This window comes from Cellulosimicrobium sp. SH8 (genome assembly GCF_025818875.1).
In the GTDB taxonomy this organism is placed as follows: domain Bacteria; phylum Actinomycetota; class Actinomycetes; order Actinomycetales; family Cellulomonadaceae; genus Cellulosimicrobium; species Cellulosimicrobium cellulans_D.
Map to the genome: position 1 here is coordinate 144,570 of NZ_JAMXMH010000004.1, position 22,973 is coordinate 167,542.

A 22,973-nucleotide genomic window follows, 5' to 3' on the forward strand; every position below is an offset into this window, starting at 1 on the left:
GTCGTCGCGGCCACGTCAGACCACGTCCCGCGTGCGGAGGCGGACGCCGGCCAGAGCCAGGGGCACGGCGACCCACGTCGCCAGGACGAGCCCGCCGCCCCACGCGCCGAGGTCGGGCGCGCCCTCGACCGCGCCCTCGGTCGTCAGCAGGGACCCGGCGCCGGCGGGGAGGAACGTCACCGCGGTGTTGACGGCGGCCTGGGCGGGCGGGACGCCCGCGGACGCGGCGAGCGGGTCGCCCGCCAGGTCGGCCGCGAGCACGAGCGCGACGGGCAGGACGAGGACGACGAGGACCGCGACCGTCAGGGCGGGCACCGGCCGACGGAGCAGCGCGCCGAGCGCGAGGCCGAGCAGGGCCATCGCGACGAGCAGGAGCACCATCCCACCGAGCACCTGGGGCGTGCCGTCGCTCGCGAGGTCGAGGGCGATCCCGCGGGCCCGCGCCGAGGGGACCAGGGCGACGACGGCGGCGCCGACCGCGAGCACGGCCGTGAGCAGCGCGAACGCGGCGGTGACGACCGTCTGCGCGGTGAGCACCGGCCAGCGCCGCGGGACGGCGACGAACGTCGTGCGGAACGTGCCGGTGCTGTGCTCGCCCGTGCCGACGAGGACGCCCAGGACGAGCGGCGGCACCTGGGCGAGCAGCAGCCCGGACGTGAGGGAGCCCATCGGGTCGAACCCCGGGTCCACGGACGACGCCTGGGCCGAGAGAGAGGTCAGCGCGGCGGAGACCGCCACCGTGAGCGCGGCGGCCCACCAGGAGGACCGGAGGCTCGTGAGCTTGGTCCACTCGGAGCCGACGACGCGCGCGAGCGTCGGGCCCCGGGGCGTCGACCGCGCAGGGGCCGGGGGAGCGTGCAGCGGGACCGGGGTCGCGGCGGTCATCGGGCACCGCCTGTCGCGGCGCGGTCGGACCCGCCGGAGGCGCGGCCCCGGTACTGGACCGCTCCGGCGGTGAGCCGCAGGTAGGCGTCCTCGAGCGAGCCCGCGTCCGCGGCGAGCTCCTGCACCGGTGCGTCGGCGAGGAGACGGCCCCGGCCGATGACGACGACCCGGTCGGCGCAGAGCGCGAGCTCGTGCATGAGGTGCGAGGAGAGGAGCACGGTCCGGCCCTCGGCCGCGAGGCCCCGGACGAGCCCCCGCACCCACAGGACGCCGTCGGGGTCGAGGCCGTTGACCGGCTCGTCGAGGATGAGCGTCCCGGGGTCGCCGAGCAGCGCCCCGGCGATGCCGAGGCGCTGCCCCATCCCCAGCGAGAAGGTCCCGGCACGCCGTCCCGCGACGCTCTCGAGCCCGGTCATGCCGATGACCTCGTCCACGCGGGCGCGGCCGATCCCGTGGGTCCGCGCGAGGGCCCGCAGGTGCCGGAACGCCGTGCGCCCCGGGTGCACGGACCGCGCGTCGAGCATGCACCCGACGGCGCGGAGCGGCGCCGGGAGGTCGGCGTACCGGCGGCCGTCGACGGTCGCCGTGCCCGACGTCGGGCGCTCGAGGCCGACCACGACGCGCATCGTCGTCGACTTCCCCGCCCCGTTCGGGCCGAGGAATCCCGTCACGGTGCCGGGCCGCGCCGTGAACGTCAGCCCGTCCACCGCCGTCGTCGGCCCGTAGCGCTTGGTGAGCGCCTCCACCTGGATCATGCGTCCTCCCGTCGTCGCGGGGCGCCCGGTCCTGGACGCCGCCGTCGTCGACGCTACGGACGGCCACCGGGACCGCGGCTCCCGCCAGCGGTCGAGATCGGCGCGGGCTGGCCCTCCTCCTCGAGGAGGAGGTGGTCGTGCCGGGGTGGGACCGGCGGTGGCCGCGTGCCGGGCGTCACGTCGCGCCCGGGCCGTGCCGCTCCGCCGACCGTTGCGCCACGTCGACGCCGGCCGACCAGCCCGGGGCGCGCCCGCCCCCGGGCGGCTCGTGATCGGTCGGGAGACCGGCGCGCGCCAGCAGCCACGCGACCAGCGAGTTGGAGTTCCACATGGCGCGGGCACCGGGCGGGCGGCGGCCCCAGGTGAGGGCGGGGACGGCCGGGACCGCGTCCAGGAGCCGGGCGACCGCGGCGGTGTCGGAGGCGACGACGACGGGCGGCCCGACGGCGTGGGCGCGGTCCGGGATCACCCCGTAGGGCCAGCAGCGCACCTCGTACCGGAACCAGCGAGACCGGCCCAGCGGTCGCGCGCCGACCGGTCCACTGGCGACGACGCCACGGTCGGTCGGGGCAGCGCCCCACGCGGGGGTCATCTCGACGGTGTACGGGACGCCGCCGAGGCGCGCGTCGAGCGCGGCGTGGAACAACGGGCGGGGACGACGTCTCTCGGCGAGCGCGCACGCGCGCTCCCACCACGCGCTCGTCCGACGCACGACACGACCGTCGGCGCCGACCGGCAGCCAGAGCAGCTCGACCCGGTCGTCGTCGGGGAGCGCGCTCGTGGTCACGCGACGACGCTATAGGCTGGGGGCATGCTTCCGGCGCGAGAGCGCCGGCGGGATCCGATGAGACAGCGGATCGAGAAGCCCCGTCGCTCCACACGGCGGGGCTTCTTGCTACCCGGGTGAATGCGTGGCGCGGGGATTGTCGCCCGGCGGCGGGCGGGCGTAGCGTCGGAGAGCGCCACGACGACACCGGGGTCGACCGATCGGGCGGAGGACCAGATGACCAGCAGGCTGCCTCCCCCCGGACCGCTGCCCGCGGGCCAGCACGCCGGGTGCGACACGTCGGGCATGTTCCTCGTCCACCGGATCTTTCGCTGGCTCTACCGCGAGCTTCCCGTGCTGGTGCGCGAGGTCGCGCCGGGGGACACCGCGCGCTCCGCCGTCCTCGGGCGCTACGCCCACCTCGACTTCTTCGCGCTGCACATGCACCACGAGACCGAGGACATGGTGCTCTGGGACAGGCTGGAGGCCCGCGCACCCGCCTGCGCGCTGCACGTCGGGCAGATGCGGGCGCAGCACGCCGAGGTCGCGGTGCACCTCGCGCGGATCGAGCCACAGCTCGCACCGTGGGTGGCCACCGCCGACCACGGGCTCCGCGACGCGTTCGCCGCCGACGTCGAGGCGCTGCGGGACCTGCTGTCCGCGCACCTCGGGCAGGAGGAGGGCGACATCCTTCCCGTCGCAGGCGAGGTGATGTCGCAGCAGGAGTGGGACTTCATGGAGGAGCACACGCGCGCGACGCTGATGGCGCACCGCAAGGAGCTCGGCAAGGACGTCATGGCGCTGCAGCTCGGGCTGCTGGTCGCGAGCGTCCCCGAGGCCGAACGGGAGGACTGGTTCCGGGCGAACGTGCCGGCCCCGGTCCGGGTGCTGTACCTCCTCCTCCTGAAGCGCCGGTACGACAACGCGATGCGGGCGCTCTACCCGGACCGTCCCGTGCCCGCGATGGTCTGACACCGGGTGCCGGGAGGGGGACGGACCGTGTGGCGACGCGTGACGCTCGACGTCCACCTGGACCACCCGCCGTCGCGCGTCTTCCCCTACTTCGCCGACCCGGGCCGGTGGCCGGAGTTCGCGCCCGCGGTCGTCTCCCGCAGCCCGGTCGACGACGGGCCGCTGCGGGTCGGGAGTCGTTGGGCCGCCGTCGACCGCGTAGGTCCCTTCCGGGTGCGGTTCACCGACGTGCTCGAGGTCGTCGAGCCCGACCGGCGGGTCGTGTGGCACTCCACGGCGCCCTGGAACTCTCGCGTCGAGTACGTCACCACGCCGGACGGCGGCGGCACGCGTGTCCGTGCCGACTACCACGGTGACGTCGCCGCCGGGCTCCGGCTGGTGGCCCTTCTCCCGACGGCCGTCCTCGCGCGGATCCTCCTGCGCGACTTCACGGGCCTGCGCCGGGTCCTCGAGACGGAGGACCGGGCGCGCGCGCGTCGGCCGTGAGGCGGCACCCCGCGTGCCGCTACCGGCGGACCGGGACGGTCTCCCGCGCCATGCGGTCCCGGAAGGCCTCGTGCCGCTGCCGCTCGCTCTCCGTCCGGGAGCCGACCACGACGAACACCAGGAGCACGACGGAGCCGCCGCCCCCGAGGAGGAGGGCACCGAGCAGGTCCAGCATCGGTACGCCGCCGTCCGGTGCGCCCGGCTGACCGGTCACCGAGACGCCCCACATGCCGGTGTAGTGCATCCCGGCGACCGCGACCCCCATGACGAGGGCCGACACCGTCATGGACAGCCCGCCCCGTGCGTGCACGCAGAGCCAGAGCGCCGCCGTCGCGGCGGCGACCGCGATGAGCACCGCGAGGACGACGGAGACCGCGCTGTAGTGCACGGTGCCGTGCATGCGCATCGCCGCCATGCCCATGTAGTGCATGCCGGCGACGCCGAGCCCGGCCACGGAGCCTCCCACGACCAGCAGCAGGGGCCGGTAGCCGAACATCATCACCAGGTGCAGGCCGACCGACACGACCACCACGGCGACCAGTGCGGAGACGATCGTCAGCGGCACGTCGTAGTGGATCGGCATGCCGGTGACCGTGAACCCGAGCATCGCCACGAAGTGCATCACCCAGATGCCCGTGCCTCCGATGGCCGCGGCCCCCAGCCACAGCCACGCCGAGCGCACGTGCCACGGCGCGTCGACACGGGACCGGGACACCGCGGACAGGCCGCAGGCAGACCCGGAGACCGCGGCCGCGTAGGAGATGAGCGGAGTCACGGCTCCGTAGGTGAAGTGATGGACGTCGAGCATCGCATACCGCCTCAAAAGCATCAGAAAGGACATGCCACCGTAAAGCGGGACGTCCGACTGCGCATCCCGAGGCGGGCCGGGGACACCTCGCTACGATGAGATCCCGCGGGCCCGGGCTGTGCCGGGGTCGGCCCCGGCGACGTCGAAGGGGAGCGCATGGGCGAGTCGACGAGCGAGCGCGGACGGATCTCCGCGGCCGAGTTCCACCGAGCACCGGGCGTGTCCGACTGGCGCGTCACCGGGACAGGACCGCAGGCGGTCTTCACGGCGACGTCCCTCGCGCGTGCCGCCGCCCTGGTCCCGGCGGTCGTGGAGGCCGCGGAGCGCGCCGGGATCCTGCCCGACGTCGACGTGCGTCCCGAGGGAGTCGTCGTCCGGGTCCCGTACCGCGACCCGGACGGCATCCCCGCGACGGCTCCGGACTTCGCGGCGAGCGTGTCGCGCACGGCGGCCGAGCTGTCGCTGACGCCCGACCCGACGCGCGCGCAGTCGGTCGGTCTCTACGTCGCGCAGCACTCCCAGGCGGACGTGCGGCCGTTCTTCACGGCCGTGCTGGGCTACGAGGAGCTCGGCGACACGGACGCCGCCGACCCGCTGCGGTGCGGCCCGCAGCTCGCCTTCAACCCGATCTCCGGCGACTCCCCAGGACGCGGACGGACCCATCTCGACGTCTTCGTGCCGGCCGACCAGGCACGGGCGCGCGTGGACGCCGCGCTCGCCGCCGGCGGGCGGCTGGCCGACGACTCGCACGCCCCGGCGTGGTGGTCGCTCGCGTCGCCCGACAACCACGGCGTCGACGTCGCGTCCTGGACCGACACGGACGACGGCTGACGGCGCCGGCGAGAGCGTGCAGGTACGCGAAAGGCCAGGTGAGAAGAAGGATCTTCTGACCTGGCCTTCGCTGGCACAGTGAGTGCCATGCGGTGTCCGGAGGGGGACTTGAACCCCCACGCCCGATAAAGGGCACTAGCACCTCAAGCTAGCGCGTCTGCCATTCCGCCACCCGGACGAGTGGACCTTCCCGGCGTTTCCGCCGTTCCGGTGCGGGGAAAAACATAGCACGGTTCGGGCGTGGTCCTCACATCGCGGTCGCCCGCCGGCACCGGGCCGACGTGGGACGACGGGTCCGGTGCCGGCGCCCGGCGTGGGGGGACGACCTGGGGCAGACTGGGCGGATGGTGGCCACGACCGGGCGGAGGCACGTGTGACGGACGAGCAGCGACCGGCGGCAGCGGTCCCGACCCCGCGGCCGGGCTCCGGTTCGGACCGCTCGGCGGCGTCGGTGAAGCACTTGGCGGGCGCGTCGAGCGCGGCGCGCAAGGTGGCGGGGGCGCGGCGCAACCCGTCCGTCGTCGGGTACGACGAGTCGGTGCCCGCGTGGCTGCGCACGACGGCGGGCTGGTCGTGGCGCCTCCTCATGATCGTCGCGGCGGTCGCGCTGATCTTCTTCGCGACGGCGCAGGTGCAGCTCGTCTTCGTGGCCGTCTTCCTGGCCCTCGTCATCACGTCGGTCCTGCGGCCCGTCACGGACTTCTACGCGAAGGTCATGCCGCGGGGGCTCGCGACCGGGCTCGCGATCCTCTCCGCGCTGCTGTTCATCGCGGGCCTGCTCGCGTACGTCATCACGTCGGTCGCGGGCCAGTGGCAGAGCCTCGCGGACCAGTTCAGCAGCGGCATCGACCAGATCCTCGAGTTCCTCGAGAACGGCCCGTTGCCGGTGACCATCACCGCGGACGACGTCAACGGCTGGATCGAGAACGGCCGGCAGTGGCTCACCGAGCACGGCGGCGACATCGCGAGCCAGGCGGCCGCGAGCGCCGGGTCGGTGTTCGAGGCGTTCGCGGCGATCGCCCTGGCGATCTTCTGCACGGTGTTCTTCCTCGCCCGGGGCAAGGACATGTGGACCTGGTTCCTCAACCAGCTCCCGTCGCGCTCGCGCGACAGCTGGAAGATCGCCGGCGGCGCGGGCTGGTACACGTTCTCGGGCTATGCCCGGGGCACCGTGATCATCGCCCTGGTCGACGGCATCCTCGCGGGCATCTTCCTCGGGATCCTGGGCGTGCCGCTCGCCGCGCCGCTCGCGGTGCTCGTCTTCATCGGGGCGTTCATCCCCATCATCGGCGCGCCCCTCGCCATGATCATCGCGGCCATCGTCGCGCTCGCGGCCAAGGGCATCGTCATCGCGCTCGTCGTGACGATCGGCATCGCGCTCATCGGGCAGTTCGAGGGCCACATCCTGCAGCCGCTCGTCATGGGCAAGCAGGTGTCGCTGCACCCGGTCGTCGTCGCGATCGCGGTGACCGCGGGGACGCTGCTCGCGGGGATCCTCGGTGCTGTCGTGTCCGTGCCGCTCGTCGCCGTCGCCTGGTCGGTGTTCTCGCACCTGCGGCACAAGGACCCACCCATGGAGGAGGACCTGCCGACGGCGAAGGAGATCGCGCTCGGAGACGCCCTGCCCGGGTCGCCGGACCGCACGGCGGAGGACGCCGCCGGCTGACCAGGGGGAGGCGACGCGCCGGGATCGGGCGGCGAGCGCCTCACCGGGGGACGGCCGAGACCTCCGCGGCGAGCCGGACCGCGACGTGCACGGTGTCCCCGACGCCCTTGCCGGTCGCGGTGCGCACCGACCGGAGGACGGCGAGCAGGTGCGGACCGCCGTAGGCGACGAGCGAGGCGTGGTACCGCACGTCGTCGACCTCCGCGGTCACCGGGACCCGGCCGCGCGTGCCGAACAGGTCGACGGCGTCGTACGGGAGCGCGACGAACGCTCCCGAGCGCGTCCCGGCGGCGATCACGACGGCGTCGAACTCGACCGTGCCCGGGTCCGTCCACGTGGGCATGTCGTCGACCGTAGCGGACGTCGTCGCGGCGGGGAACGGGCCGGGAGGGCGATTCTCGGGAGCGTCGGCGCGCTCAGGGCGTGGTGCGCCGACGCCGTACGAGCGTGACCGTGACGGCACCGAGGGCGAGGAGCGCCGGGGCGACGAGGGACGCACCGGCGAGGACGAGCAGGACGCCGGTGAGGGCGGTCGCGACGGCGGCGAGCCACCAGCCGACGGTGCGGCGGGGGAGCAGGCGCAGGGCGGCGAGCATCCCGAGCGCGTACACCGCCACCATGCAGCTCGTGTGCACCCGGACGAACGGCTCGAGGTCGAGGCCGGTGGCGACGAGCACCGCGAGGTACGCCGCGCTGAGCACGAGGGTGACGGCGAGCGCGCGCCGCGGGACGTCCGCGCGGCCGGAGAGCGCGGCGAGCGGGCGCGGCAGGTCACCGTCGCGCGCGAGCGCCTGGCCCAGGTTGGCGAACGCCGCGAGGTAGGCGGTGAGGACGCCGGACGTGACGATCGCCGCCACGACGCCGACGACCACGGGCCCCGCGGCGGGCGCGCCGGTGCGCGCGAGGTCGAGCAGCGCGACGGTGCCGGAGCCGGCTCCGGCGCCGAGCACGCCGACGGTGGTGACCTGCAGGGCGAGGTAGGCGACGCCGACGACGACCAGCGCGATCCCGGTCGCGGCGGGGATGGTGCGGCGCGGGTCGCGGAAGTCGGCCGAGACGTGCGTGCCGACCTCCCAGCCCGCGAACGCCCACACGAACAGGCTCACCGCGGAGCCGACGCCGGACCAGCCCTCGCTGAGGAACGGCGTGAACCGCTCCGCGCTCGCGGCGGGCGCCGCCACCGCGACCACCACGACGACGGCGGCGAGCAGCAGGGACGTGAGCCCGAGCTGGACGGCGCCGGCGACGCGGATCCCGAGCCACACGGCGACCGACGGCACGACGACGAGCGCGACGGCCACGACGGGGACGGTCCCGCGGTCCGCCCCCACGACCGCGACGACGTACTCCGCGCCGAGCACCGCCACGACGGGCACGCCGACGCACACCCCGAGGTAGAACCAGTAGCCCGTGGCGCGGGCCGCCGTCGGGCCGAGGGCCGCGCGCACCGCGCTCGCGACGCCGCCCCGGTCGGGGTGCCGCGCGGCGAGCGCCGCGAACGTGCCGGCGAGCGGGACGCTCGCGACGAGCACCAGGGCGACGGCGAGGACGGACGCGGGGCCCGCGACGCGCGTGGCGAGCCCGGGCAGCGCGAGCACGCCCGTCCCGAGCACGCTCGCCACGTACAGGGCGCTGCCGCGCGCGAGCCCCAGGGTGCCCGACGACGCGTGCTCGCGCGGGGGAGCGGTGGTCGCCGTCGCGGCGTGGTCGAGGGCGGCGCGCGGCGTCGCGAGAGGTGTCGTCGGGTCCACGCGCCCACCCTGGCAGCGGGTCGTGCCCGAGACGAGCGGCAGGAAGGACGCTCTCCGACAAGATCCTGCCACCCTGCGCGCGACGGGGTGGTGCGACCACACTGGACCATGAGGATCGGCATACCCACCGAGGTCAAGAACCACGAGGACCGCGTCGCGCTCACCCCCGCCGGCGCCCACCACCTCGTGCGGGCCGGGCACGACGTGCTCGTCCAGTCCGGGGCCGGTGCCGGCTCCCACCTGTCCGACGCGGAGTTCGAGGGCGCCGGTGCCCGGATCGTCGCCTCCGCCGAGGAGGTGTGGGGCGAGGCGGAGCTCGTCTGCAAGGTCAAGGAGCCGGTCGCGAGCGAGCACGCGCTCCTGCGCGACGACCTGCTGCTCTTCGCCTACCTGCACCTCGCCGCGGACCCGGCCTGCACGCGGGCGCTCCTCGACGCCGGCACGACCTCCGTCGCGTACGAGACGGCGCAGGCGCCCGACGGCACGCTCCCGCTGCTCGCGCCCATGAGCGAGGTCGCCGGGCGCATGGCCACCCAGGTCGGCGCCTGGCTCCTGCAGCGGCCCGCGGGAGGTCGCGGCGTCCTGCTCGGCGGCGTGCCGGGCACGCGGCCCGGGCGGGTCGTCGTGCTCGGGGGCGGGACCGCGGGCCGCAACGCGGCCGAGGTCGCGGTGGGCATGCGCGCCGAGGTGACCGTGGTCGACCTGTCGCTGCCCGTGCTGCGCGCCGTCGACCAGGAGTTCTCCGGGCACGTGCGCACGGTCGTGTCGAGCGCGTACGCGATCGAGCGGGAAGTGCTGGAGGCCGACCTCGTCGTCGGGGCCGTGCTCGTCGCGGGGGCGCGCGCCCCGCGCCTCGTCACCGACGACCTCGTCGCGCGCATGCGCCCCGGCGCCGTGCTCGTCGACGTCGCCGTCGACCAGGGCGGCTGCTTCGAGGGGTCGCGGCCCACCACGCACGACGACCCGACGTTCGCGGTCCACGGCACGACGTTCTACTGCGTGGCGAACATGCCCGGCGCGGTCCCCGTGACCAGCACGCTCGCCCTCACGAGCGCGACGCTGCCCTACCTCGCGGCGCTCGCGGACGGTGGGGTCGAGGCGGTGCGGGACGTCCCGATCCTCCGGTCGGGGGCGTCCACCCACCGCGGCGCCCTCCTCAACGAGGCGGTCGCCGCCGCGCACGGCCTGCCGTGGACGCCCGCCGAGGACGCCCTGCGCGCGTGACGCTGCCCGTGCCCGTGCCCGTGCCCGTGCCCGTGGTGCGGGGCGGCCGCGGCGTCGCGGGCGACGGCCCGCGGCAATCCGGGTGACGCCGCACGGCGGGACGTGCCAGGCTCGGGCGGTGCACCCCTTCACCCTCGACGACGGCCACGTCCACCTGTCCACCCCGACCCTCGACGACGCGGACGCGATCACGGTGGCGTGCCAGGACCCGGCGGTCGCGGCGTGGACCGTCGTCCCGTCCCCGTACGCGCGCGAGGACGCGGTGCAGTTCGTGTCGGAGTACGTGGGACCGGGCTGGGAGCGCGGGGACGTCCTCACGTGGGGCGTGCGCGCGAGCGCCGGCCCCTCGGGCATCCCCGGCCCCGACGGCGCCGGTCCCCTCCTCGGGATGGTCGGACTGAGCCTCGACGACGCGCCCGAGGGGCGGCGGTCGGCCGAGATCGGCTACTGGGCGGCCCCCGAGGCACGGGGCCGTGGTCTGACGACCGCGGCGTGCAGGCTCGTCGTCGACTGGGCGTTCGACGCGGAGGGCCTGGGGCTCGCGCGGCTCTTCTGGCAGGCGTACGTCGGCAACTGGCCGTCGCGACGCACCGCCTGGCGGCTCGGCTTCCGGGTCGAGGGCGCGGTGCGCGGGTTCGCGCTCCAGCGCGGCGAGCGGCGCGACGCGTGGCTCGGCACGCTCCTGCCCGACGACCCGCGCGAGCCGAACGAGCCCTGGCCGGCGGACGCGCCGTCGTCGGGCCGCGCCGCCTGACGCTCGCACCTGCCCGCCCGGTCCCCGGGCGTCCGCGAATGCGTTTCCGTCGCGCCCGCCCGCGGGGTCAAGATGGGCACCATGACCTCCGAGCCCACGACGCGCACCGACGCGCCCGCGCCCACCTCCGCGCCCGCTGTCACCTCCGGCCCGATCGACCTCGATCCCGCCAACCCGTTCGCCGCGCCCTCCGCGCTGCCCTACGAGCTGCCCGACTACGACGCGGTCCGCGAGGAGCACTACCTGCCCGCGCTGCGCGCGGCGACCGCGGCCCAGCGTGCGGCGATCGAGGCCGTCGCGACCGACGACGCGGCCCCGACCGCCGTCACCGTGCTCGAGGCGCTCGAGCGGTCGGGCCGCGAGCTCGCGCGCGTGCTCAACGCGTTCTACAACCAGCTCTCGGCCGACGCGACGCCGGGGCTGGAGGAGATCGAGGAGGAGTTCGCGCCCGAGCTCGCGGCGCACCACGACGCGATCTACATGGACGCGCGCCTGTACGCGCGCGCCCGTGCGCTGCAGGACTCCGTCGACGCCGGCGAGCAGCCGCTCGAGCCCGACGCCGCGTGGCTGCTGCACACGCTCCTGGTGCGGTTCCGCCGCTCGGGCGTCGAGCTCGACGCCGCGCAGCAGGAGCGCCTGCGCGAGCTCAACGGCCGCCTCACCACGCTCGAGGCCGCGTTCGGCCGCAAGCTGCTCGCGGGCGCGAACGCGGCGAGCGTGCTCGTCACCGACCGCGCCGAGCTCGACGGCCTCGCCGAGGACGCCGTCGCGGGCGCGGCGGCTGCCGCCGCCTCGCGCGGGAACGAGGGGGCGTGGCTGCTCGAGATGCAGCTCCCCACCCAGCAGGGCGTCCTCGCGTCGCTCGCGCGCCGCGACGTGCGCGAGCGCGTGCAGCGGGCGTCGGAGTCGCGCGGCGCGACCGGTGACGACCACGACACGCGCGAGATCGTCCTGGAGACCGTGCGCCTGCGTGCCGAGCGCGCGCGCCTGCTCGGCTACGAGCACCACGCCGCGTACGTCGCGGAGGACGCGACGGCGAAGACGACCGAGGCCGTCGACGCGATGCTGGCGCGGCTCGCTCCCGCTGCCGTCGCGAACGCGCGCCGCGAGGCGGCCGACCTCGAGGTCGCGCTGCGGGCCGACGAGCCCGGCGCGACGCTGCGCGCGTCCGACTGGTCCTTCTACGCCGAGCGCGTGCGCAAGGACCGCTACGCGCTCGACGACGCTCTCCTGCGCCCCTACCTGGAGCTCGAGCGCGTCGTGCACGACGGCGTCTTCGCGGCGGCGAACCGGCTCTTCGGCGTCTCGTTCGCGGAGCGCCACGACCTCGTCGGCTACCACCCGGACGTCCGGGTCTTCGAGGTCTTCGACGCCGAGACGCCGGGCGAGCCCGGCCAGGGCCTCGGCCTGTTCCTCGCCGACTGGTACACGCGCGAGTCCAAGCGCGGCGGGGCGTGGATGAACAACCTCGTCGACCAGAACCACCTGCTCGGGCAGAAGCCGGTCGTCGTGAACAACCTCAACATCGTCAAGCCGCCGGCCGGGCAGCCCACGCTGCTCGTGTGGGACGAGGTCATCACGCTCTTCCACGAGTTCGGGCACGCGCTGCACGGACTGTTCTCCGACGTGCGCTACCCGTCGCAGTCCGGCACCGAGGTGCCGCGCGACTTCGTCGAGTACCCCTCGCAGGTCAACGAGATGTGGGCCTGGGAGCCGTCGGTCCTGCGCTCCTACGCGGTGCACCACGTCACGGGCGAGCCGATGCCCGCCGAGTGGGTCGACACCATGCTCGCCTCGCGCCAGTTCAACGAGGGCTTCGGCACGACCGAGTACCTCGCCGCGGCGCTGCTCGACCAGGCCTGGCACCAGGTCGGGCCCGACGGCGTCCCGGCGTCCGAGGCCGACGTCGTGCCGTTCGAGGCCGCCGCGCTCGAGGCGGCGGGCGTCGCGTTCGCGCCCGTCCCGCCGCGCTACCGCACCACGTACTACAACCACGTGTTCGGGGGCGGGTACGCGGCCGGCTACTACTCGTACATCTGGTCCGAGGTGCTCGACGCCGACACCGTCGAGTGGTACCGCGAGAACGGCGGCCTGTCGCGCGAGAACGGCGAGCGCTTCCGCCGCGTCCTGCTCGCGCGCGGCGGCTCGCAGGACCCGCTGCAGTCGTTCCGCGAACTGCGCGGCCGCGACGCCGACATCGCGCCGCTCCTCGCCCGCCGCGGCCTCGACGCCTGACCCGAGGACCCGTCCCGCCGAGGGAGAGCCCCGGTGACGCGAGGGAGAGGTGTGGTCATGACCACGCCTCTACCTCGGCGGGGTGCCCGGGCGGACCAGGCCGGTCTCGTAGGCGACGACGACGAGGCCGGCCCGGTCTCGCACGCCCAGCTTGGCGAGGATGCGGCCCACGTGCGTGCGGGCCGTCGCCGGGCTCATGAACAGCGTCGCGCCGATCTCGTCGTTGGTCAGCCCGCGTCCGACGTGCGCGAGCACCTCGCGCTCGCGGTCCGTGAGCCGGCCGGCGACCTCGGCGACGAGAGCGTCGTCGCGCCGCCCGGCGTCGACCGCCAGCGCGACGACGCGCGCCGTCACCGCGGGGGAGAGCAGCGCGTCGCCCGCGGCAGCGGTGCGCACCGCGGCGCGCAGCTCGTCGGGGCTCGCGTCCTTGAGCAGGAAGCCCGACGCCCCCGCCCGCAGCGCCGCGAAGAGGTTCGCGTCGTCGTCGAACGTCGTGAGGACGACGACGCGCGGCCCGGCCGGGTCGGCGCCCTGGGGGGTCGCCCGGGTGGCGCCCTCGACGATCTCGCGCGTGGCGGCGATCCCGTCGAGCACGGGCATCTGGAGGTCCATGAGCACGACGTCGGGGCGCACGTGGCGCACGAGCGCGACGCCCTCCCGGCCGTCGGCGGCCTCGCCGACGACCTCGACGTCGTCCGCGCGCTCGAGCAGCGCGCGGATGCCGGTCCGCACGAGGGGCTGGTCGTCGACCAGCACGACGCGGATCACGCGACACCCCCGTCGGAGGACTGCGGGCCCCGCACGGAAGCGGTCCCGCGCGCCGCGGCGCCGGGCGCGACCGGCACGCGCGCCCGCAGCCGGAACCCGCCGCCGTCGGGCGTCACGGTCTCGACCGTGCCGCCCAGGACCGCGACGCGCTCGCGCAGGCCGCGCAGCCCGAACCCGCCACGGTCCGTCGCGTCCCCCGCGGCCCGTGCCCCGTGGCCGTCGTCGTGCACCTCGACCGCGAGCACGTCGCCGCCTGCACCGGGCGAGCGCTCCAGCGCCACGCGGACGACGGCGGCGCGCGCCCCGGCGTGCCGCAGCACGTTGGTCAGCCCCTCCTGGACGACCCGGTACGCCGCCGCGCCCGCGGCGGTGCCGTCCGCCGTCCCCGACGGCAGGTCGACGTCCAGGGTGACGTCGAGCCCGGCCGCCCGGGCCGTGCGCGCGAGGTCCTCGAGCCGGTCGATGCGCGCCTGGTCCGCGAGCCCCGCGGGCGCGGTCGTCCCGCGCAGCGCGCGCACCGTGGCGCGCAGGTCCGCCAGGGCCGTCGTCGTGGTCGTCCGGACGAGCTCGAGCTCGGCCCGCACGGTCGCGAGCGCGTCCGACGCCGCCGCACCGTCGGGGCCCACGTCGTCGAGGACCTCACGGGCGACGTTCGCGTGCAGGGAGACGACGGCGAGGTGGTGCCCGACGACGTCGTGGAGGTCGCGGGCGACGGCCTCGCGGTCGCGCGCGAGCCGGTCGGCGGCCTCGAGCTCGTGCGTCTGCTCGCGCAGCGCGTCGGCGTGCCGCCGCTGCTCGTCGCGCTGCCGGCGGGCGAAGGAGCCGTGGCCGAGGGCGATCGCGGCGGCCATGAGCGCGACGGTGGTCGCGAGCTCGTACCCGACGACGTACCGGACGTCGTCGCCCTCGGCGAGCCGGAAGTACGTCGAGGCGACGACGAGCACCGCCGCGACCCCGACGGCCCACCCGAGCCGGCCCGCGACGGCCGCCGAGTAGAGCGCGACCGAGACGGGCAGGGCCAGGCCGATCGCGGGCAGGTCGAGCGTGTAGTAGGCGCAGATGACGAGCGCCGTCGCGACGAGCACCCCGACCGGGAAGCGGCGCCGGCCGAGCACGAGCAGCCCGAGCACGAGGGCGGTCGGGTACGCGACCCACGGGTCGGCCCGCGTGCCCCCGACGTCGGCCGCGATGGCGAAGGCGACGACGTCGAACACCGCGAACCCCAGCAGGGCGTCGATGAGCCACGGCGGTGGCGACGGGCGCGACGGCCGGGTCGCGGGCGGCGATCCGGCGGGCGGGTCGTGCGGGATGTCGGGGGACGTCACGACGACCGAGTCTAGGAAGACCACCCCGACGCCGCGTCCGTCGCGGGGCGGGTCTCGATCGGGGTCGGCTACGTCGAGACGCGTACGCGAGGGGCGCGGGACGACGCATCGCGTCGCGCGCCAGGGCGGACGCGACGCCGCACCCCGCTCCCTAGCGTCGACGTCATGAACCCGACTCCCGGCCCCGCACCCGATCGTCCGACCCCGCCCGCGTCGTCGGTCCCGCCCGGACCCGGCGTCCCGCCAGACGCGCCCGCACGGCCGGACGCGCCGTCCCGCCCGACCCTCGGCGAGACGGTCCGCACGCTGAGCTGGCCGCTCGTCCTCGGGCTCGGCGCGCTCGCCCTCGTCCGCCCGCTCCTGAGCGTCACGGGCCTCGACGACGCGATCGGGCGGCCCGCCGCACCCCTGCTCACGACCCTCGCGCTCACGGTCGCGTGGGTCGTCGCGATCGTCGTCGCCCGTCCCGCGCACCCGCTCGCGACCGGCGTGGCCGTCGGGCTCGCCTACGGCGTCCTCGCGCTGGTGCTCAGCGCGATGCTGTCGCCGATCCTCACCGGCGAGCTGCAGGGGCCCGTCGCGCGGCCCCTCGCGATCGTCCCGATGCTGCTCACCAACGCGGCCTGGGGCGCGCTCGCGGGAGCCGTGGCGCTGGGTCTCCTCGCGGCCCGACGCCGCTGAGCCCCGTCCTCCCTCCGTCCTCGCCCCCGTCCCCCCGCACCGTCCCCGACCGGCACCACCCCGAGCCGCACCTCCGCGCCCTCAGGGTCGGTTCCGGGCGCGCGTACGCTTCCGAGCGGACGCGCCCGGCACCGCCCGGTCCCTAGCGTCGACGGCGTCGCCCGCACCGCCGGGCCACCGTCGACCCGCACCCGCCGACCGCCGTCGTCCACCCTGGAGAAGACCCGATGACGACCACGTACACCACCCCGCCGCCCGCCGTCCCGCCGACCCCCGGGGCGCCCGCCGGGCCGCCCGGGCGTCGCCCGCGGCGGCGGCGCAGCCCGCTCGCGCGCGTCCTCGTCGCGCTCGGGCTCGTCGTGCTCCTGTTCGTCGCGGCGGTCGTCGCGGTCGTGGGCGTCGCGTGGGCGCGCGCCGCGACCAGCACGGCGGGAGCCGTGGAGTTCACGCGCCCGCTCGCCGTCCCGCCGCTCGCGGAGTCCCGCGTCGAGGACGGGGTGCGCGTCTTCGAGCTCGAGGCGCGCGACGGGGTCGCCGACCTCGGCGCCGCCGCGCCCACGCCGACGATCGGGCTGAACGGCGACTACCTCGGCCCCACCCTGCGCGCCGCGCGCGGCGAGCGCGTGCGCGTCGACGTGACGAACTCGCTCGACGAGACGACGACGCTCCACTGGCACGGCATGCACCTGCCGCCCGCGATGGACGGCGGGCCCCACCAGATGGTCGAGCCCGGAGAGACGTGGTCGCCCACGTGGACGATCGACCAGCCCGCCGCGACCCTCTGGTACCACCCGCACCTGCACGGGCAGACCGCGAGCCAGGTGTACCGCGGGCTCGCAGGGATGTTCCTCCTCGACGACCCGGCCGGCGCCGACGGCCCCGCGGCCGACCTGCCGCACGAGTACGGCGTCGACGACGTCCCCGTCATCCTCCAGGACAAGAGCTTCCACGCCGACGGGCGCCTCGACGACAGCACCTCGTTCCTCTCACCCGTCGGCACGCTCGGCGACACCGTGCTCGTCAACGGCACCCCCGGCCCGTACCTCGACGTCACGACCGAGCGCGTCCGCCTGCGCCTGCTCAACGGCTCCGACTCGCGCGTCTACGACGTCGGCCTCGCCGACGGCGGCGCGGTCCAGCTCGTCGGCACCGACGGCGGGCTGCTCCCCGCCCCGCAGACGGTCGAGCGCGTGCGCCTCTCCCCGGGCGACCGGGCGGAGGTCGTCGTGACCATGACCCCCGGGCAGCGCGCCGTCCTGCGCAGCTTCCCGCCCGAGCTCGGCGTCAACCCGCTGTTCGAGCGGTTCTCCGGCGGTGACGACACGTTCGACCTCCTCGAGCTGCGCGCCGCCAGCACGCTCGCGCCGAGCCCCGACGTGCCCGACGCCCTCGCCGCCGACCCGGCGGACGCGCTCGCCGAGGCCGACGCCGTCCGGACCCGGACGTTCCAGCTCTCCGGCCGGTCCATCAACGGACGGTCGATGGACATGTCCCGCGTCGACGAGGTCGTCACCATCGGGGAGACCGAGGTCTGGGAGGTCACCGGGCTCGACGACACCCCGCACAACTTCCACGTCCACGACGTCCAGTTCCGCGTCCTCGACGTCGGCGGCGAACCACCCGCGCCCGACATCGACGGCTGGCAGGACACCGTCTACGTCCAGCCGGGCCGCGTCACCCGCCTGCTCGTCCGGTTCGAGGCGTCCGAGGGGACGACCGACCCCACCACCCCGTACATGTTCCACTGCCACCTGCTCACGCACGAGGACCAGGGCATGATGGGCCAGCTCGTCGTGGTCGCCCCGGGCGAGCGGGCGCCGTCCCGCATCGACGTGCCCGACGACGGCACCCACCCCGACCACGACGCCGCACCCCTGCCGGCCGACGGCACCGGCCCCCGTCGCCTCGACCCCGACCGGCACGACGACCACTGACCTGCTCGACCGGCGACCACCCGCTCGGACCGCGCCGCCTCCTCGGCGATGTCCGCGATGTGGGCGGGTGGCGCGGTCGGTCGGTCGGGTCGACGGCGGCGGGTAGCGTGTCGCCATGACCGCTCCGCACCCGGACTCCCTGGCCAGCGCCCGCACCCCGGCGACCGTCGACGTCCCCTCCGGCACCGTGCCGCGGGCGGAGGACGAGGTGGTGCGGATCTGCCGGGAGCTGCTGCGGATCGACACGTCGAACTTCGGCGACGGGACCGGGCCGGGGGAGCGGCGCGCGGCGGAGTACGTCATGGGGCTGCTGCACGAGGTCGGCCTCGAGCCGGAGCTGTTCGAGTCGGAGCCCGGGCGGGCGAGCGTCGTCGTGCGGCTCGAGGGTGCGGACCCGACGCGGCCGGCCCTCGTGCTGCACGGCCACCTCGACGTGGTGCCGGCGCAGGCGGCGGACTGGTCGGTCGACCCGTTCGCGGGCGAGGAGATCGACGGCCTGCTGTGGGGCCGCGGCGCCGTCGACATGAAGGACATGGACGCGATGATCCTCGCGGTCGTGCGGCAGATGGTGCGCGAGGGGCGCAAGCCCGCGCGCGACGTCGTCGTCGCGTTCTTCGCCGACGAGGAGGCGGGCGGCGTGTACGGGGCCCGCTACGCCGTCGACCACCGACCCGAGCTGTTCGAGGGCGCGACCGAGGCGATCAGCGAGGTCGGCGGGTTCTCGGTCGAGGTCGGGGGGCGGCGGGCCTACCTGCTCCAGACCGCGGAGAAGGGCATCGCGTGGCTGCGCCTCGTCGCGGAGGGCCGTGCGGGCCACGGGTCCCAGGTGAACGACGACAACGCGGTGACGCGGCTCGCGGAGGCGGTCGCGCGCATCGGGGCCCACCACTGGCCGAACACGCTCACCCCGACGGTCGACAGGCTGCTGCGGGGCGTCGCGGACCTCACGGGGATCCGGTACGACCCGGAGGACCCGTCGTCCGTCGCCGCGCTCGTGGCGGCGCTCGGCCCGGCGTCACGGTTCGTCGGCGCGACGGTGCGCCACACGTCCAACCCGACGCAGCTCACGGCCGGCTACAAGGCGAACGTCATCCCGGGCCGGGCGGAGGCGACGATCGACGCGCGCCTGCTCCCCGGGCACGAGGACGAGGGTTTCGCGACGCTGCGCGCGCTCGCGGGCGAGCACGTGCGGGTCGAGGAGATCCACCGCGACATCGCGCTCGAGGTGCCGTTCGAGGGCGACCTCGTCGACGCGATGGTCGACTCGCTCCTCGCCGAGGACCCGGAGGCGACGGTGCTGCCGTACACGCTCTCGGGCGGCACGGACAACAAGTCGCTCGCGCGGCTCGGCATCACGGGCTACGGCTTCGCGCCGCTGCGCCTGCCGGCGGACCTCGACTTCTCCGGCATGTTCCACGGGGTCGACGAGCGCGTCCCGGTCGACTCCCTGCGCTTCGGCGTGCGCGTGCTGGACCGCCTGCTGCGCACCTGCTGACGCCGTCCGGGTCGACGGCTCAGGCGTCGCCGAGCAGTGCCCGGACCGACGAGCGGAGCTGCGCGCGGTAGCCGCCGCCGAACAGCACCGCGTGCACGGCGACGGGGTACACCTGGTGCAGGGCGACGCGGTGCCGCCACCCGCGCGCGAGCGGGTGTGCGGCGTCGTACCCGGCGACGATCTCGTCGAGGTAGGGCGCGCCGAACAGCGCGAGCATCGCCAGGTCCGCCTCGCGGTGCCCGCCGTGCGCGGCGGGGTCGATGAGCACCGCCTCGACGCCGCCCGGACGCCCGCCCGGGCCTGGATCGAGCGGCGACCACAGCACGTTGCCCGACCACAGGTCGCCGTGCACGCGCGCGGGGGAGTCGGCGAGCGCGGGGCGGGCCAGGTCCGCCAGGCGGTCGCCCAGCCGCTCGAGCAGGCGCGCGTCGTCGGCGTCGAGGGCGCCGAGGTCCCGGCCCTGCCGCGCGACCGGGAGCAACCGCGCCTCGGCGTAGAAGGTCGGCCAGTCGGGCCAGGAGCCCGTCGCCATCGGCAGCGGGTCGTCGAGCGGCCCGAAGAACGCGTTACCGTCCCATTCCGGCGGCGACGCGCCCCACGCCGGTGCCCCGGCGTCGTGCACGACGGCGAGCGCCCGGCCGAACTCCTGCGCCGCCTCGGGCGTCGGCGCGGCAGGCAGGACGCGTTCGAGGTCGAGGCGCGTCGGGCCCACGTCGAGGACTCGGGCGACGCGGGGTCCGCCCGCGACGCTGAGCCAGGTGAGACCCGCGGCCTCGCACGCGAAGAACCCCGGGGGCGCGTCGGTGCGCGACTTCGTGAAGACGCGCGCCGACGGCGTGTCCCCGGAACCCACCTCGCGGTGGCGCGCAGGCCCGCTCACGGGACCGTGCTCACGTGGTCGGGCCCACGGGGGAGCTCACAGGGTCGAGCTGACCCGGATGATCTTGCGCCGCAGCCAGACGCGTCGCTCGCCCCCGACGTAGAGACGCGTGCGGGCGAGCTCCCAGCGCCCGTACTCCGCCTCGTCGGTGAGGAGCCTGCTCGCGTCCGACCTGCTCGTGGAGCGGTCGATCGTCAGGACGCGGTACTCGTACTGCCCGCCGTGCGCGGCCCATCCGGACCGCCGACGTGACGTCGGCCTCTCCTCCACGTGCCACCGTCCTCTCTCGCCTGTCTCGGTCGTCGGCCGGGCGGGGCGGACCTGCCCGACTAACGAGTGCCATTGTGCCCCTCTCGGCGCTACCGTCAGGGTATGACCGCTGACCCGCGTGCCGCGCTCGACCGGTTCATCGCCGCGCTCGAGGCCCACTACAACGCCGTCGCCGCACGCCGCGGGGAGGACGACCCCTCCGTCGACGACGCCTACTACGTGCTCGCGGACGCCTTCGAGGTCTACGACGAGGCCCTCGGCCAGGTCCACGGGGAGGCGACGCCGTTCTACCTCGCGGAGGAGGACGACGACGAGGACGACGAGGACGACGACGAGGAGGACGAGGTCGACGACCTCGACGACACGCTCGACGACGACGTCCTGTCCGGCGAGCTGGAGACCGACGGCGCGCGCTGACGCGCCGCGCCGTCACCACCGCTCGGGGTAGCCGACCTCCAGGTCGCTCACGTCGTCGAGCGCCGCACGGACCGCGTCGGGGAGCTCGAGGTCCGTCGCGGCGAGCGACGTGCGGAGCTGGGCGGGGGTCCGTGCGCCGACGATCGCGCTCGCCAGGGTGGGGCGGCCCAGGAGCCACGACAGCGCGACGTCGAGCGGGGCGCGGCCCAGCCCGTCGGCCGCGGTGACGACGGCCTCGACGATCCCCGACGAGGACTGGTCCAGGTAGGGCTCGACGAACGCGGACAGGTGCGGGGACGCACCGCGCGAGTCCGCGGGGAGCGAGCGGCGGTACTTGCCCGTGAGCACGCCCCGGCCCAGCGGCGACCAGGCGAGGAGGCCGAGCCCGAGCGCCTCGGCCGCCGGCACGACCTCACGCTCGGCGCCGCGCTGCAGCAGCGAGTACTCGAGCTCGACCGCGGCGAGGCCCACGTCGTCGGCGCCGCCGAGCAGCGTCGCCGCGCGGGCCGTCGCCCACGCGGGGTGGTTGGACAGGCCGACGTAGCGCGCGCGCCCGGACGTCACGGCGTGGCGCAGCGCAGAGAGCGTCTCGGTGAACGGGGTGCTCGGGTCAGGCGCGTGCACGAGGAACAGGTCGACGTGGTCGGTGCCCAGGCGCGACAGCGAGTCGTCCAGCGAGTCGAGGAGCGCCCCGCGGGACGCGTCGACGACCGGCCCCTGCGCCGTGCGGCGCACGCCGGCCTTGGTGCACAGGAGCACGTCACGCCGGTCCACCTTCGTCCCCAGCAGCGACCCGAGCAGCGCCTCGGCGTCCCCGTCGGCGTACGAGGCGGCGGTGTCGACGAGGGTCCCGCCCGCGTCGACGAAGTCGCGCAGCTGCTCGGCGGCGTCGAGCTCGTCCGTGTCCCGGGCCCACGTCATGGTGCCGAGACCGAGCTCGGACACGCGCAGGCCGGTGCTGCCGAGGTGGCGGTGTTCCATGGGAGCCGAGGGTACCGGCGGACCCCGCCGCGCGACCGTCGGGGCGCGCGGCGGGGCGCGGGGAGCGACGAGGTTCACCCTGCCCAGAGCGCCCGCCGTCGCCGCCGGCGGGGCGGTGTTCACCCGCCCGTGGCCGGGCGTTCACCCGGGGACGCCGACCCGCCGACGAGGTGCCGGAGGGGCCCGCCCGAGCGGGTATCGTGGCCGCTCGTGAACGCGTGGGAAGCCGTCCTCCTCGGCCTCGTCCAGGGCCTGACCGAGTTCCTCCCGATCTCCTCGAGCGCGCACCTGCGCATCGTGGGCGAGCTCATCGGCTCGCAGGACCCGGGGGCCGCCTTCACGGCGATCACCCAGATCGGGACCGAGACGGCGGTCCTGCTGTACTTCCGGCGGGACATCGCGCGGATCTGCGTGGCGTGGTGGCGCTCGGTGCGCGGCGACCACGGCACGGACTGGAGGTCGCGGCTCGGCCGGCACGACCACGACGCCGCGATGGCCTGGTACATCGCCCTGGGCTCCGTCCCGATCGTCGTGCTCGGCCTGCTCTTCCAGGACGCGATCGAGAACACGTTCCGCAACCTCTACCTCACGGCGCTCATGCTCGCGGTCTTCGCGCTCCTGCTCGGCTGGGCGGACCGGGTCGGCGCCAAGCGGCGCGCGCTGCGCGAGCTCTCGCCCGGCCAGGCCGTCGCGTTCGGGCTGGCGCAGGCGCTCGCGCTCGTCCCGGGCGTCTCCCGCTCCGGCGGCACGATCACCGCAGGACTCCTCATGGGGTTCACCCGGGAGGCCGCGGCGCGCTACTCGTTCCTGCTCGCGATCCCCGCGGTCATGGGCTCGGGCCTCTACCAGCTCTTCAAGTCCGCGGACGAGCCGGCGCCCGGAGCGCCCGGCGCGGGCGCGACCCTCATCGCCACGCTCGTCGCGTTCGTCGTCGGCTACTTCGTCATCATCGCGTTCCTCAAGATCGTCTCGACGTTCAGCTACAAGCCGTTCGTGATCTACCGCCTGGCGCTCGCGGCGATCGTCGTGCTGCTCCTGCTCACCGGCGTGCTCGAGCCCGGCGGGACGGCAGCGTCCACCCCGTGACCT

General features: G+C 75.6%; 23 protein-coding genes and 1 tRNA gene. 12 read left to right on the top strand and 12 right to left on the bottom strand.

All coding sequences use genetic code 11. The features are described from left to right. Positions 1–15: 15 nt before the first annotated feature. The 3 genes from NF338_RS07240 to NF338_RS07250 all read right to left on the bottom strand — a co-directional run bounded on the left by NF338_RS07240 (position 16) and on the right by NF338_RS07250 (position 2,427). Entirely contained in the window at positions 16–885 is an 870-nt protein-coding gene (locus NF338_RS07240; RefSeq protein WP_264030155.1) for an ABC transporter permease subunit, read from the bottom strand. Then, positions 882–1,640: an ABC transporter ATP-binding protein gene (locus tag NF338_RS07245; RefSeq protein ID WP_264030156.1), complete on the bottom strand. Its 759-nt coding sequence runs from the start codon at positions 1,638–1,640 to the stop codon at positions 882–884. The genes NF338_RS07240 and NF338_RS07245 overlap by 4 nt, the downstream gene beginning before the upstream one ends. 175 nt (positions 1,641–1,815) lie before the next feature. Further along, positions 1,816–2,427 carry a hypothetical protein gene (locus tag NF338_RS07250; protein WP_264030157.1) on the bottom strand — a complete coding sequence of 204 codons (612 nt, stop codon included), beginning with the start codon at positions 2,425–2,427 and terminating at the stop codon, positions 1,816–1,818. Between the two features lie 216 nt (positions 2,428–2,643). On the opposite strand from NF338_RS07250, the gene NF338_RS07255 reads away from it, so the two are divergent. Both NF338_RS07255 and NF338_RS07260 read left to right on the top strand, forming a co-directional pair. Next, positions 2,644–3,378, top strand: coding sequence for a hemerythrin domain-containing protein (locus NF338_RS07255; RefSeq protein WP_264030158.1), 735 nt, complete (start codon positions 2,644–2,646; stop codon positions 3,376–3,378). Between the two features lie 39 nt (positions 3,379–3,417). Continuing rightward, on the top strand, positions 3,418–3,864 hold the full coding sequence (locus NF338_RS07260; RefSeq protein ID WP_157759645.1) for an SRPBCC family protein: 447 nt from the start codon (positions 3,418–3,420) through the stop codon (positions 3,862–3,864). Positions 3,865–3,883: 19 nt separating this feature from the next. Here NF338_RS07260 and NF338_RS07265 read toward each other — a convergent pair whose 3' ends face one another. Then, entirely contained in the window at positions 3,884–4,672 is a 789-nt protein-coding gene (locus tag NF338_RS07265; protein WP_264030159.1) for an MHYT domain-containing protein, read from the bottom strand. Positions 4,673–4,828: 156 nt separating this feature from the next. Here NF338_RS07265 and NF338_RS07270 point away from each other — a divergent pair, with 156 nt between their 5' ends. Beyond that, positions 4,829–5,503, top strand: coding sequence for a VOC family protein (locus tag NF338_RS07270; protein ID WP_264030160.1), 675 nt, complete (start codon positions 4,829–4,831; stop codon positions 5,501–5,503). Between the two features lie 93 nt (positions 5,504–5,596). Here NF338_RS07270 and NF338_RS07275 read toward each other — a convergent pair. Beyond that, positions 5,597–5,681: transfer RNA gene (locus NF338_RS07275), tRNA-Leu, on the bottom strand. A gap of 273 nt (positions 5,682–5,954) precedes the next feature. On the opposite strand from NF338_RS07275, the gene NF338_RS07280 reads away from it, so the two are divergent. Next, a complete protein-coding gene (locus NF338_RS07280) occupies positions 5,955–7,169 on the top strand; it encodes an AI-2E family transporter (protein ID WP_087472993.1) in 1,215 nt (404 codons plus the stop codon). A 40-nt stretch (positions 7,170–7,209) separates the two neighbouring features. Here NF338_RS07280 and NF338_RS07285 read toward each other — a convergent pair whose 3' ends face one another. Further along, complete coding sequence (locus NF338_RS07285; RefSeq protein WP_264030161.1) at positions 7,210–7,512, bottom strand: DUF1905 domain-containing protein; 303 nt, start codon at positions 7,510–7,512, stop codon at positions 7,210–7,212. 73 nt (positions 7,513–7,585) lie between these two features. Then, entirely contained in the window at positions 7,586–8,920 is a 1,335-nt protein-coding gene (locus NF338_RS07290) for an APC family permease (RefSeq protein ID WP_264030162.1), read from the bottom strand. A 108-nt stretch (positions 8,921–9,028) separates the two neighbouring features. Between NF338_RS07290 and ald the strand changes: the two genes are divergently transcribed. The 3 genes from ald (at position 9,029) to NF338_RS07305 (ending at position 13,133) form a co-directional block, all read left to right on the top strand. Then, the gene (gene ald, locus NF338_RS07295; protein WP_264030163.1) at positions 9,029–10,144 is read left to right on the top strand and encodes an alanine dehydrogenase; all 1,116 of its coding nucleotides are present in this window, start codon (positions 9,029–9,031) and stop codon (positions 10,142–10,144) included. 118 nt (positions 10,145–10,262) lie between these two features. Continuing rightward, the gene (locus NF338_RS07300) at positions 10,263–10,898 is read left to right on the top strand and encodes a GNAT family N-acetyltransferase (RefSeq protein ID WP_264030164.1); all 636 of its coding nucleotides are present in this window, start codon (positions 10,263–10,265) and stop codon (positions 10,896–10,898) included. An 81-nt stretch (positions 10,899–10,979) separates the two neighbouring features. Next, a complete protein-coding gene (locus NF338_RS07305) occupies positions 10,980–13,133 on the top strand; it encodes a M3 family metallopeptidase (RefSeq protein ID WP_264030165.1) in 2,154 nt (717 codons plus the stop codon). Between the two features lie 69 nt (positions 13,134–13,202). On the opposite strand, the gene NF338_RS07310 is transcribed toward NF338_RS07305, so the two are convergent. Next, on the bottom strand, positions 13,203–13,901 hold the full coding sequence (locus NF338_RS07310; RefSeq protein ID WP_264030166.1) for a response regulator: 699 nt from the start codon (positions 13,899–13,901) through the stop codon (positions 13,203–13,205). Then, positions 13,898–15,226, bottom strand: coding sequence for a sensor histidine kinase (locus tag NF338_RS07315; protein WP_264030167.1), 1,329 nt, complete (start codon positions 15,224–15,226; stop codon positions 13,898–13,900). Before NF338_RS07315 ends, NF338_RS07310 begins: the two co-directional genes overlap by 4 nt. A 165-nt stretch (positions 15,227–15,391) precedes the next feature. Between NF338_RS07315 and NF338_RS07320 the strand changes: the two genes are divergently transcribed. The 3 genes from NF338_RS07320 (at position 15,392) to NF338_RS07330 (ending at position 19,336) form a co-directional block, all read left to right on the top strand. After that, on the top strand, positions 15,392–15,907 hold the full coding sequence (locus tag NF338_RS07320; RefSeq protein WP_264030168.1) for a hypothetical protein: 516 nt from the start codon (positions 15,392–15,394) through the stop codon (positions 15,905–15,907). A 227-nt stretch (positions 15,908–16,134) separates the two neighbouring features. Further along, positions 16,135–17,841: a multicopper oxidase family protein gene (locus NF338_RS07325; RefSeq protein WP_264030169.1), complete on the top strand. Its 1,707-nt coding sequence runs from the start codon at positions 16,135–16,137 to the stop codon at positions 17,839–17,841. A 115-nt stretch (positions 17,842–17,956) separates the two neighbouring features. Then, entirely contained in the window at positions 17,957–19,336 is a 1,380-nt protein-coding gene (locus tag NF338_RS07330) for a M20/M25/M40 family metallo-hydrolase (protein ID WP_264030170.1), read from the top strand. 19 nt (positions 19,337–19,355) lie between these two features. Here NF338_RS07330 and NF338_RS07335 read toward each other — a convergent pair whose 3' ends face one another. Both NF338_RS07335 and NF338_RS07340 read right to left on the bottom strand, forming a co-directional pair. Then, positions 19,356–20,216 (bottom strand): fructosamine kinase family protein, encoded by an 861-nt coding sequence (locus tag NF338_RS07335; protein WP_264030171.1) that lies wholly within the window; start codon positions 20,214–20,216, stop codon positions 19,356–19,358. Positions 20,217–20,252: 36 nt separating this feature from the next. Then, complete coding sequence (locus NF338_RS07340) at positions 20,253–20,486, bottom strand: DUF5703 family protein (RefSeq protein WP_009861400.1); 234 nt, start codon at positions 20,484–20,486, stop codon at positions 20,253–20,255. A gap of 102 nt (positions 20,487–20,588) precedes the next feature. Between NF338_RS07340 and NF338_RS07345 the strand changes: the two genes are divergently transcribed. Further along, positions 20,589–20,903, top strand: a complete 315-nt coding sequence (locus NF338_RS07345; RefSeq protein WP_264030172.1) for a primosomal protein — start codon at positions 20,589–20,591, stop codon at positions 20,901–20,903. Between the two features lie 12 nt (positions 20,904–20,915). Here the strand turns inward: NF338_RS07345 and NF338_RS07350 are convergent, their stop codons facing one another. After that, positions 20,916–21,884, bottom strand: a complete 969-nt coding sequence (locus NF338_RS07350; protein WP_264030173.1) for an aldo/keto reductase — start codon at positions 21,882–21,884, stop codon at positions 20,916–20,918. A gap of 210 nt (positions 21,885–22,094) precedes the next feature. On the opposite strand from NF338_RS07350, the gene NF338_RS07355 reads away from it, so the two are divergent. Further along, entirely contained in the window at positions 22,095–22,970 is an 876-nt protein-coding gene (locus tag NF338_RS07355; RefSeq protein WP_264030174.1) for an undecaprenyl-diphosphate phosphatase, read from the top strand. Positions 22,971–22,973: the final 3 nt, after the last annotated feature.